Source organism: Pectobacterium carotovorum (genome assembly GCF_900129615.1).
GTDB classification, from domain to species: Bacteria; Pseudomonadota; Gammaproteobacteria; order Enterobacterales; family Enterobacteriaceae; genus Pectobacterium; species Pectobacterium carotovorum.
In genome coordinates, this window is sequence record NZ_FQWI01000005.1 from 235,413 (window position 1) to 246,876 (window position 11,464).

The 11,464-nt window shown below is 57.1% G+C and carries 7 protein-coding genes and 1 pseudogene; 6 read left to right on the top strand and 2 right to left on the bottom strand.

The window, feature by feature from the left end; genetic code table 11:
- Positions 1–10: 10 nt before the first annotated feature.
- From BUB06_RS12465 to BUB06_RS12485, 5 genes and pseudogenes are all read left to right on the top strand, one after another.
- On the top strand, positions 11–805 hold the full coding sequence (locus tag BUB06_RS12465) for an ABC transporter ATP-binding protein (RefSeq protein ID WP_010295297.1): 795 nt from the start codon (positions 11–13) through the stop codon (positions 803–805).
- A 19-nt stretch (positions 806–824) separates the two neighbouring features.
- A complete protein-coding gene (gene nirB, locus BUB06_RS12470) occupies positions 825–5,012 on the top strand; it encodes a nitrite reductase large subunit NirB (RefSeq protein ID WP_072886151.1) in 4,188 nt (1,395 codons plus the stop codon).
- Positions 5,009–7,717 carry a nitrate reductase gene (locus BUB06_RS12475; protein ID WP_039471344.1) on the top strand — a complete coding sequence of 903 codons (2,709 nt, stop codon included), beginning with the start codon at positions 5,009–5,011 and terminating at the stop codon, positions 7,715–7,717. The genes nirB and BUB06_RS12475 overlap by 4 nt, the downstream gene beginning before the upstream one ends.
- Before the next feature lie 25 nt (positions 7,718–7,742).
- The gene (gene cobA / locus BUB06_RS12480) at positions 7,743–8,576 is read left to right on the top strand and encodes a uroporphyrinogen-III C-methyltransferase (RefSeq protein ID WP_039471346.1); all 834 of its coding nucleotides are present in this window, start codon (positions 7,743–7,745) and stop codon (positions 8,574–8,576) included.
- Between the two features lie 62 nt (positions 8,577–8,638).
- A pseudogene (locus BUB06_RS12485) lies at positions 8,639–9,070 on the top strand (RpnC/YadD family protein); the annotation flags it as partial.
- Positions 9,071–9,169: 99 nt separating this feature from the next.
- Here the strand turns inward: BUB06_RS12485 and BUB06_RS12490 are convergent.
- Both BUB06_RS12490 and BUB06_RS12495 read right to left on the bottom strand, forming a co-directional pair.
- Complete coding sequence (locus tag BUB06_RS12490; protein WP_039360165.1) at positions 9,170–9,634, bottom strand: YehS family protein; 465 nt, start codon at positions 9,632–9,634, stop codon at positions 9,170–9,172.
- 84 nt (positions 9,635–9,718) lie between these two features.
- A complete protein-coding gene (locus tag BUB06_RS12495; protein ID WP_039471349.1) occupies positions 9,719–10,240 on the bottom strand; it encodes a 1,2-dihydroxy-3-keto-5-methylthiopentene dioxygenase in 522 nt (173 codons plus the stop codon).
- Positions 10,241–10,479: 239 nt separating this feature from the next.
- Here BUB06_RS12495 and BUB06_RS12500 point away from each other — a divergent pair, with 239 nt between their 5' ends.
- Positions 10,480–11,460 carry a sugar ABC transporter substrate-binding protein gene (locus tag BUB06_RS12500; RefSeq protein ID WP_039471941.1) on the top strand — a complete coding sequence of 327 codons (981 nt, stop codon included), beginning with the start codon at positions 10,480–10,482 and terminating at the stop codon, positions 11,458–11,460.
- The last annotated feature ends 4 nt before the right edge of the window (positions 11,461–11,464 follow it).

The following is an 11,464-nucleotide window of genomic DNA, read 5'->3' on the forward strand; positions in this document are numbered from 1 at the left end:
GGAGCCGACGATGCGTACAACACCCATTATTCAAGTGCAACAGGTGAGCCAGCGTTTCAATACCGCCAGCGGTGAGTTTCTGGCGCTGGATCAGGTGAGTTTTGATATTCACACCGGTGAAACGATCAGCCTGATCGGCCATTCCGGCTGCGGCAAATCTACGTTATTGAACCTGATTGCTGGCCTGACGCTGCCGAGCAGCGGCGGCCTGCTGTGTGACAACCGTGAAATCGACGGCCCGGGGCCGGAGCGCGGCGTGGTCTTTCAGAACCACTCGCTGCTGCCGTGGCTGACCACCTACGAAAACGTGGCGCTGGCGGTACGCCAGGTGTTTCGCGGTCAGATGAACAAACGCGAAATGCACGAATGGATTACCCACAATCTTGAACTGGTGCATATGGAGCATGCGCTGAACAAGCGGCCGAATGAGATCTCCGGCGGGATGAAGCAGCGTGTAGGTATCGCCCGCGCGCTGGCCATGAAGCCGAAAGTCCTGCTGATGGATGAACCGTTCGGCGCGCTGGATGCGCTGACCCGAGCACATCTTCAGGATGCGGTGATGGAGATTCAGCAGCGGTTGCAAACCACGATTGTGCTGATCACTCACGACGTCGACGAAGCGGTGCTGCTGTCGGATCGCGTGCTGATGATGACCAACGGCCCAGCGGCGACGGTTGGTGAAATTATGAAAGTTGAGCTGGAACGTCCGCGCTCACGCGTCGTGCTGGCCGACGATCCACGCTACCACCACTACCGTCAGCAGGTGCTGCATTTCTTATATGAAAAACAGCCTAAAGCAGCCTGACAGCGAGGCCGGAACGATGATGAAACCGCATCTGATTGTGATTGGTAACGGGATGGCGAGTGCGCGATTCGTCGATGTGCTGCGCCAACTGGTTGCAACGCGCTTCCGAATCACCGTGATTGGTGATGAACCGCGCGCCAGCTATAACCGTATCCTGCTGTCGCCGGTATTGAGCGGCGAAAAAGCGTTTACGGATACGCTACTGACGCCAGCGACTCTCGACGACGATGCGGCGCTGCCGGTGAGTTATCTGCTGGGTGAGCGGGTAACCCATATCGATCGCCAGCAGCGTGAGGTGACAACGACGCAACGGCAACTGCATTACGATCATCTGGTGTTGGCGACCGGCTCCACGCCGTTTATGCCGCCGATGCCGGGTATCGATCTGGCGGGCGTGTGCGGTTTCCGCACGCTGGATGATGTTGAGCTGATGTTGGCGACGATTCGCCAGTCCGTTCCTGCGGTGGTGATTGGCGGTGGCCTGCTCGGCATTGAAGCCGCCGCGGCGCTGAAACTGCGTGGTGCCGACGTCACGTTACTGCATCGCGTCCCGGTTCTCATGGAGCGCCAACTGGACGCCACGGCGAGTGACCTGCTGTGCGACAGCCTGCGCGAACGCGGCATTGCCTGCGAGACGGATGTGCAGGTGGTGGCGCTGCATGGCGATGAACGCGGGGTGACGGCGGTCGCGCTGGCTGATGGTCGCACGATTCCGGCGGGGCTGGTGGTGGTGACCGCGGGCGTGATTCCCGCCAGCCACCTGGCGCGCGAATGCGGCTTGCCCTGCAACCGTGGCGTGCTGGTGGATGGGCAACTGCAAACCGCCGACCCCTATATCAGCGCGATCGGCGAATGCTGCGAACTCAATGGCGAAACCTTCGGGCTGGTTGCCCCGTGTTTTGCCCATGCCACGCTGCTGGCGCAGCGCCTTGCCGGGCATACACCGGCAGACTACCAGCGTGAGCAGGCGGCGACGCGGCTGAAGGTCACCGGTATTGGCGTGGTCAGCGGCGGCGATATTAACGTTACACCGGATGATGAGGTGTACACCCTTTTTGATCCGCAGACGCAGCACTATCGTCGTCTGCTCGTTCGCGACGGTCGGCTGAGCGGTGTTCTGCTGTATGGCGACACTGACGACAGCCAGCGTCTGCTGGCCGCGATGGATAGCGCGACAGAAGGCGAGATGATTCCGCCTGCCTCGCTGCTTTTCGGCCTTTCTTCCCCTGATTCTGACCCACAGCCTGAAGCTGTAAGGATTCCTGTCATGAGCAAACCTATTTTGGTGGTCGTCGGCCACGGTATGGTCGGCCACTATTTTCTTGAACAGCTGGTTGAACGTGACCTGCATCAGCATTACCACATCGTTGTATTCGGCGAAGAACGTCATGAAGCCTATGACCGCGTTCACCTCTCCGAGTATTTCTCCGGCCGCAGTGCCGCTTCGCTGTCGCTGGTGAAAGACGGTTTTTTTGCCGAGAGCGGCATTGAACTGCGCAGTGCCAGCGAGATCGTGGCTATCGATCGTGAACGTCAGTGCGTGTGTGATGCGCAGGGCAGAGAAACTGCCTACGACAAACTGGTGCTGGCGACGGGATCTTATGCGTTTGTTCCGCCGATTCCCGGCAATACGCGCCCCGGCTGTCTGGTGTATCGCACGCTGGACGATCTGGATGCGATTGCGGCACAGGCTAAAAAGGGCAAGTCTGGCGTGGTGATTGGTGGCGGCTTGCTGGGGCTGGAAGCCGCAAACGCCCTGCGTCAACTGGGGCTGGACACGCATGTGGTGGAGTTTGCTCCGCGTCTGATGGCGGTACAGCTGGATGACGGCGGTGCCACCATGCTGCGCCGCAAGATTGAAGCGCTGGGCGTACAGATTCATCTCAGCAAAGAAACGCGGGAAATCACCGACGGTGAGCAGGCGCTACATCGCCTCTGCTTTGCCGACGGCAGCGTGCTGGAAACCGATCTGGTGCTGTTTTCCGCCGGGATTCGCCCACGCGACAAACTGGCGGATAGCTGCGATTTAGAGAAAGGGCCGCGTGGCGGTATCGTGATAGACGACCGCTGCCAGACTTCCGATGACGCGATTTTCGCCATCGGCGAGTGTGCGCTGTGGAAAGGGCAAATTTTCGGGCTGGTGGCACCGGGCTACCAGATGGCTCGCAGCGTGGCGGATACGCTGGCGCAGCGCGATACGCCATTTACCGGCGCGGACATGAGCACCAAGCTGAAATTGCTGGGCGTGGAAGTGGCTTCGATTGGCGATGCGCATGGGCGCACGGTGGGAAGCCAAAGCTACCAGTGGACGGACGGCCCGAACGAGGTCTACAAGAAAATCGTCGTGTCTGCCGACGGCAAGCGTTTACTGGGTGCCGTATTGATCGGCGACAGCAGTGATTACAGCACGCTGTTGCAAATGATGCTCAACGATATGCCGTTGCCTAAACAGCCGGAAGGACTGATTTTGCCCGCGCGTTCCGGTGATGCGCCGAAAGGATTGGGCGTGGCAGCGTTACCCGCTAGTGCACAGATTTGTTCCTGCCATAACGTCAGCAAAGGCGATATCTCGGCGGCGGTGGCAGGCGGCTGCGGTGAACTGGGCGCCCTGAAAACCTGCACCAAAGCGGGGACGGGCTGCGGTGGCTGTGTGCCGTTGCTTAAACAGGTGATGGAGTACGAACTGACGCAACTGGGCGTCGAAGTGAAGAAGGATATTTGTGAGCATTTCGCCTATTCGCGTCAGGAGCTGTACCACCTGATTCGCGTGCATGAGATCCGCTCGTTCGACAGTCTCCTTGAGCGTTACGGCCACGGTTTGGGCTGCGAAGTGTGTAAACCGCTGGTGGGCTCTATGCTGGCCTCCTGCTGGAATGACTACCTGCTGCAACCGCAGCACCTGCCGTTGCAGGATACCAACGATCGTTTCTTTGCCAACATCCAAAAAGACGGCACCTATTCCGTTGTGCCGCGCGTTCCGGCGGGGGAGATCACACCAGAAGGCCTGATCGCTATTGGGCAGGTTGCGCAGCGCTATAACCTGTACACCAAGATCACCGGCGGCCAGCGGGTGGATTTATTCGGTGCTCGCTTAGAGCAGCTTCCAGAGATCTGGCGTGAGCTGATCGATGCTGGATTTGAAACCGGCCATGCCTACGGTAAATCGCTGCGTACCGTGAAATCCTGCGTGGGCTCGACCTGGTGCCGCTACGGCGTGCAGGATTCCACCGGGTTAGCGATCCAACTGGAGCATCGTTACAAGGGGCTGCGCTCGCCGCATAAAGTCAAAATGGCGGTGTCTGGCTGTACCCGTGAATGTGCGGAGGCTCAAAGCAAAGACATCGGCGTGATTGCCACCGATAAAGGCTGGAATCTGTATGTGTGCGGCAATGGCGGCATGAAACCGCGTCATGCGGATCTCTTCGCCAGCGATCTGGATACGGAAACCCTGCTGCGCACCATCGATCGGGTGCTGATGTTCTATATCCGCACCGGCGATCGCCTTCAGCGCACCAGTACCTGGATGGATAATCTGGAAGGCGGTATCGACTATCTGCGTCAGGTGATTCTGGAAGACAGCCTGAATATCGGTGAAGAGTTAGATAAAGAGATGCAGCGCGTGGTGGATGCCTACCAGTGCGAATGGCAAACCACGCTGGAAAGCCCAGAACGTCTGGCGCTGTTCCGCGGCTTCCTGAACAGCGATAGCCCGGATGAAGCGGTGGTGATGGTGCCTGAGCGTGGGCAGATCCGTCCGGCACAGGATCATGAGAAAGCAGTATCGCCAGAACCCGCTGTGCTGAAACCCGCCGCGCATGAAGCGGAGTGGGTGCAGGTCGCGACGCTGGGTGATATTCCGCGTCATGCTGGCATGGCGGCGCGCCTCGGACAGCAGCAAATCGCGCTGTTCCACCTGCCGGGTAGCGAGCAGCAGGTGTACGCGTTAGAAAACCACGAACCGGGCAGCGGGGCGAACGTGCTGTCGCGTGGGCTACTGGGTGACGTGGCGGGTGAGCCGGTCGTGATTTCTCCGCTGTACAAAAAACGCTTCAAACTGCGAGACGGCGTCAGCCCGGATGACAGTGCGCTGTACGTGCGTGCCTGGCCGGTGCGCGTGGAAGATGACGAGATTTGGGTATGCCGTCAACCGCTGGCCGTGCCTGAAAGCGTCGCTCTGGCAGACACTGCGATGGCGAAAGCATCATGAATGCGCGCGTCTGTCGGACAACCTGTCCGTATTGTGGCGTCGGCTGTGGCGTGCTGGCAGAACACGATGGGCAAGGTGGGATAAAGACCAGCGGGGATCCCGCACATCCGGCGAATTTGGGGCGCCTGTGCGTCAAAGGCTCCGCGCTGGGAGAGACGCTGGATTTGAAAGGCCGGCTATTGTGGCCGCTGGTGGAAGGGCGGCGCGTGAGCTGGGAACAGGCGCTCGATACGGTGGCCGAACGGTTGCTGGCGACTATGCAGCAACACGGCCCGCAGTCGGTCGCGTTTTATGGTTCAGGCCAGCTGTTGACGGAAGATTACTACGTCGCCAACAAGCTGATGAAGGGTTTTATTGGCGTCGCCAATATGGATACCAACTCGCGGCTGTGTATGGCGTCGGCGGTGATTGGCTACAAACGCGGGTTGGGGGCGGATGCCGTTCCCTGTAGTTATGAAGATATCGAACTGGCGGATGTGGTGGTGCTGGTCGGTTCTAATACCGCCTGGGCACATCCGGTGGTGTATCAGCGACTGGTGCAGGCGAAACAGCAGCGGCCACAAATGCAGGTGGTGGTGGTCGATCCACGACGTACCGCGACCTGCGACATTGCCGATCTGCATTTACCGTTGCAGCCCGGTAGCGATGCCGGGTTGTTCAATGGCCTGCTGCATTGGCTGGCACAGGGTTCGCGTATCGATCGCACCGAATTGGCTGAGCGTTTTTCCGGCGTGGAAGAGGCATTACAGTCAGCGCAGGCGTGGTCGGTGGCGCAGGTCGCGGACTTCTGTCAGTTGGATGACGTCGATATTGAGTGTTTCTATCACCTGTTTAGCACCAGCGAAAAGGTCGTTACGCTCTATTCGCAGGGGGTTAACCAATCGTCTTCGGGCAGCGATAAATGTAACGCGATCATCAATGCCCATCTGCTGAGCGGCAAAATCGGCGTGCCGGGTTCCGGCCCCTTTTCGATAACCGGACAGCCAAATGCGATGGGCGGGCGGGAAGTGGGCGGGTTAGCCAATCAGCTCGCCAGCCACATGGGTTTTACGCCGCAGGATATCGAGCGCGTAGGGCGCTTCTGGCAGAGCGATAACGTGGCGACGCAGCCCGGTCTGAATGCGGTGGACCTATTTCGCGCAATAGAACGCGGCGATATTAAGGCGGTATGGGTGATGGGCACCAATCCGGTGGTATCGATGCCGGATGCCGACCGGGTGAAACAGGCGTTGGAACGCTGCCCGCTGGTGATCGTCTCCGAGGTGATGCGGCATACCGATACCGCAGAAACCGCCGATATCTTACTGCCCGCGTTGGGTTGGGGAGAAAAAGACGGCACGGTAACCAATTCCGAACGTCGGGTGTCTCGTCAGCGAGCCTTTCTGCCTGCTCCGGGGGAAGCCAAAGCTGACTGGTGGATGCTGAGTCAGGTGGCGCAGCGTATGGGATTTGCCGAGGCATTTGCTTATCAGCATCCGGCGGAAATTTTTCGTGAACATGCGGCGCTGTCCGGATTTGAGAATGACGGTAGCCGCGCGTTTGATATCAGCGGGCTGGCGACGCTCAGCAATCAGCAGTGGCAGCAGTTGGAACCGATACAGTGGCCGGTGAATGCGGCATTCCCGAACGGACGCGCCCGACTGGGTGACGATGGCCGATTCTGGCATGCCGATGGTAAAGCGCGTCTGGTGGCCGTAACGCCGTCGCTGCCGCAAAGCCCGTGGAGCGCGGCGTATCCGCTGATACTGAACACCGGGCGTATTCGCGATCAGTGGCACACCATGACACGTACTGGCAAATCGGCTCGGCTGATGCGTCATATCAGCGAACCTTATTGCGAACTGCACCCACAGGATGCGCAGACGCATGATATTCAGGCGGGCGATCTGGTGCGTCTGTCGTCGGTGCACGGCTGGATGCTGGCGCGAGCGCGACTCGATGCCGGGCAAGCACGCGGCAGCGTGTTTGTACCGATGCACTGGAATCAGCAGTTTAGCGCTCAGGCGCGGGCTGACAGTTTAGTCGCACCGATTACCGATCCGTATTCCGGTCAGCCGGAAAGCAAACACAGCCGGGTGCGTATCCAGCCCTGGCATGCTGCATGGCAGGCAACGCTGTTTTTTGCCGATGAACCCGTTTCAGCGCCATTAACTTTATCTGCCGAGCATGACGTTCTGCCGCCGCCCGCCACCTACTGGAGCAAGATCCCTCATGAAGGCGTGACGCAGTATCTGTTTGCCGATCGTGTACCGGTAGACGATTGGCAGGCATGGCTGACCGAGCATTATGGATTGGAAAACATGCAGTGTCAGGTTGCACAGGGCAACGGCGTATTTCACCTGATTGGCTGGCGCGATGGCCGTGTGGTGTTGGCCTGCTATGTCAGTGCACAGGCGCTGCGTATCGACAGCGATGCGGTGCGTCAGGCGTTTATCACTCCACCGCAGCTACCGCATGAACGCCACGCGTTACTGGCGGGTCAGGCTCCACAAGGACAGGTGAAGCAGGGAGCCACGATTTGCAGTTGCTATAGCGTTGGCGAAGCGATCATCGTCGGTGCGATTCGTAAAGGCTGCCACAGCGTGGCAGCGTTAGGCGGCACGCTGAAATGCGGCACCAACTGCGGTTCCTGTATCCCCGAACTGAAGGCGTTATTGAGTCAGCATGTACCAATAACGGTCAATGAATTGAAAAAAGCAGGTTGAGCGCCACGGCGTAATGAGGTGTGACATGATGACAACACAATCAATATTGGCCGCAGGCCAGCGCCGTCAGCCTGTACTCGGCGGTGAAATCTGGTTAGTGGGCGCAGGGCCGGGCGATGCAGAACTGCTGACGCTGAAGGCGCTGCGGGCAATCCAGCAGGCGGATGTGGTGGTCTACGATCGGCTGGTGTCGGCGGAGATTATGGATCTGGTGCCGGAGCAGGCGCTGTGCATCGACGTCGGAAAAACGCGCGGCTGCCACCGTCTGTCGCAGGAGAAAATCAATCAACTGTTGGTCGAGTTGGCGCAGGCCGGGCAACGGGTGATTCGTCTCAAGGGCGGCGATCCCTTTATTTTTGGGCGCGGCGGCGAGGAGATGGATTATGCCCAGCAGGCTGGGATTGTCTGTCATGTGGTGCCTGGTATTACTGCCGCGACAGGCTGTGCGGCGGCGGTGGGACTACCGCTGACGCACCGGGCCTGTGCGCAGTCGGTACGCTTCGTGACCGGGCATTCGCGCGATGGCGAACCACAATTGGACTGGCCGACGCTGGCGGACAGCCAGCAAACGCTGGTGTTCTATATGGGGCTGAGCCACAGCAGTCGACTGTGCCAGCGCCTGATCGAGCACGGGCTGTCCGCGCAGACGCCCGTCGCGATTATCGAACGCGGCACCCAGCCGGCTCAGCGGCTATTAACCGCAACACTGGCGACCTTACCGGCACTGCTGGCACGCTATCAACCACAGTCGCCTAGCCTGCTGGTGGTCGGTGACGTCGTCCGCTTCTGCCGTCATCCGGCGCTGCAGGTCGACGCTGCTCCTGCGCGGTTGACGATGGAAAAACATGCAGCAGCCTGACGGTAACGGCTCCCTGCCTACAGCCAGCGCCTTGTTTTAAAAATGAATAGTTTTGCACGTGACTGGTACAGAAGCATATTCGTACCCGTGATATGCTGGAGTTGGCGCGTGAGATTGGGTTACTATTTGAACGCTGGTCGGTGCCGCTGACGCAGCGTCGTGCGCTGTTATTTTATATTGCACAAGCGGGAAACACATCCAAACCCGCAGATTTTATTGATGCACTGGCTGCACCGCTATCAACCGGTCAGGAGGACATTATGACGATTGCAGAACAATTGAAAAAAATGGGATTCGAGGAAGGAATCCAACGCGGTATTCAGCAAGGATTGGAGCAGGGCATTGAACAAGGGATGAAAAACAGTGCCAGACAGATTGCCCGAGAGTTGCTGTTAACGGGTATGGATAAAGAAAAAGTGCGGCAAATTACCCGAATTGAAAACGAAGAGCTGGAGCAGTTAGTCACGGCTATCCTGCATGACACACAGCATTGATACTGAGCTAAACAATACCGCACTAAAAACTGAGCGTTGCTGATGCCCTTACGAGGAAGGTCAGTCAGGCAACGCCCACGTCTTTCGTTAACGGCGCTTTTAGCCTTTGCGTACTCGTGCCGTCAGCCCTTTCAGGAAGTAGCGGATCACCTGATCGCCGCAGGTGCGATAGTTTTTATGGTCAGGTGCGCGCATCATCGCGGTGACTTCCGGCACTGAAATGCGAAAATTTTGTGCCAGCAGGATCGCCTGAATATCATCCGTTTTTAGTGAAAACGCGACACGCAGCTTTTTCAGAATAATATTGTTGGTCATCTTGCGCTCAAACTGCGGTGCAGGCTGGTTTTCATCTTGACCGCGTTTTTGCAGAATCAGCCCGTTCAGGAAATAACTCATCACGATGTCCGGGCAAGGCTGATAGCCTTCCTCTCCCTCTTTTTTGACGTAGCTCGCCAACTGCTGGGGAGGGACGGTCATCTCCACCAGCGCCAGGATCTTCAGCAGGTGGTCATTATTGAAATTCAGCATATAGCGCACGCTGCGCAGGACATCGTTGTTCATCATTACGGAAGGGGTCTCGCCGTTCGTCTTGGTACAAAACGCACAGTATAAAGGGAACGGCGGAGAAATGCAGAAACGATCGTGGAATTAGTGAAACGTCTCCCGTCCGGTAAAGTGCCCAACCCAGCCTTCTGGATTAGTAAAAATTCGGATCGCAACAAAATCAGGGAATTCGCCGCAGTCAAACCAGTGTGGCGTGTTGGCGGGAACGCGTAAGAGATCGCCGGCCTCACAGGTAAGCTGGAAAACCTGCTCGCCAATCGGCACAAAGAAGCTTCCGCTACCGCGTACGAAGAAGCGAACTTCATCTTCACTATGGGTGTGTTCCTGAAGAAACTTTTCCCGCAGCGCCAGTCTCTCCGCATGATCTGGCGTCAGGCTGATCACGTCGGCAGAAGTGTAGCCTTCCTGCTGTTTGAGACGTTCAATATCGGCACGGTACTGAGCCAAAATGGTTTCGCTGCTGGCGTCGAGCGGAGGTGCGTCGGTCTGCCAATGTTCTAGCTGGATCCCAGCGCTGGCGAGCAGGGAAGCGATGTCATTAAACGTGGTGATCTGCTGGACGGGTTGTGTGATCTGCGGACGGTGGTAAATCGATAGCGTTGTCATGTCTGCTTTTCCCTTAGGTATAGAAGAAACTTAACCATTAACTTTATATGGATAAAAAACAAGATGCTTTTTTTATAACTTATTCCTGCAAATTCAATAGGTAATAATCATTACATCTGTGTATCAATGCTATTTCTATTTAATCACTAGCCATTATCATTTTTGTTATTTCGATTTAACTTTTCCCGTTGCTAATCTCTTTCACTGCTAATAATTTTATAAAAACCGGGATAAAAATGATGAAGACTCGCTTTTCTCGTCTTGCTGCGTGCGTGCTGGCCGCGGGGGTAATGACCTCTGTTCAGGCAGCGGATGAGACACTGTCATTGAAGGGAAAAACCATTGGTGTCGCCGTCGTGGGGACACAGCATTTTTGGGATCGTGAGGCCTACAAAGGGGCGACCGAAGAGATTGAGAAACTCGGTGGACAGGTCGTGGGCGTGGATGGCGGGCGTGATAATCAGGTTCATGCCAATAACCACGATATCCTGCTGGCGCGTAAGGTTGATGCGGTGATCAGTATTCTCGGCGACAGCGCGGTAGAGCCGAAATTTAAAGCGCTGCGTGACGCGAAAATACCGGTTTTTACCGTCGATCATGTCTCGTCTTACTCCATTAATAACACGACGTCGGATAACTACGCGATCGGTTCGACGATCGGGCGCTACACGGCGGATGCGCTGGGCGGAAAAGGCAATATTGCGGTGTTCAACGCCTTCTCCAACGCGCTGCGCATCTGTGGTATCCGCTATGATTTGTGGAAATACGTCCTGCAAGATTATCCGGGGATAAAAATCATTCAGCCTGAGCTGGCTGAGCAATATTCCAACTCACCGGAAGATGCGCGTAAGAAAACCCTTGAGCTGCTGAGCCAGCACCCGAAAGGCACACTGGATGCGATCCATGTTGCCTGCTGGGATCAACCGGCCATCGGCGTAGTACAAGCATTGGAAGAAACCGGGCGTGATAAGGATGTGAAGGTCACGGCGATTGATGCCGGGCCAGAAACGCTGGAAATTATGGCTGAAAAAGGCAGTCCGTTTGTTGCCAACGTTGCGCAGCAGCCGCGTCTGATTGGTACAACATCGGCGAAAAACGTTGCCCGCTATTTCGCCGGTGTCACGCTGTTGCCGCAGACGTTTGTGCCAGTGTTACCTGTCAAGGGAGAGGCGGAAGCCAAAGCCGTCTATAAACAGCTTGGCTATGGCGAACTGAAATAACGCT

What these genes read in the sequence shown, in the direction of transcription:
- BUB06_RS12465 (WP_010295297.1), top strand. Translation starts at nt 11, where the DNA reads ATGCGTACAACACCCATTATTCAAGTGCAACAGGTGAGCCAGCGTTTC.
- nirB (WP_072886151.1), top strand. Translation starts at nt 825, where the DNA reads ATGAAACCGCATCTGATTGTGATTGGTAACGGGATGGCGAGTGCGCGA.
- BUB06_RS12475 (WP_039471344.1), top strand. Translation starts at nt 5,009, where the DNA reads ATGAATGCGCGCGTCTGTCGGACAACCTGTCCGTATTGTGGCGTCGGC.
- cobA (WP_039471346.1), top strand. Translation starts at nt 7,743, where the DNA reads ATGATGACAACACAATCAATATTGGCCGCAGGCCAGCGCCGTCAGCCT.
- BUB06_RS12490 (WP_039360165.1), bottom strand. Translation starts at nt 9,634, where the DNA reads ATGATGAACAACGATGTCCTGCGCAGCGTGCGCTATATGCTGAATTTC.
- BUB06_RS12495 (WP_039471349.1), bottom strand. Translation starts at nt 10,240, where the DNA reads ATGACAACGCTATCGATTTACCACCGTCCGCAGATCACACAACCCGTC.
- BUB06_RS12500 (WP_039471941.1), top strand. Translation starts at nt 10,480, where the DNA reads ATGAAGACTCGCTTTTCTCGTCTTGCTGCGTGCGTGCTGGCCGCGGGG.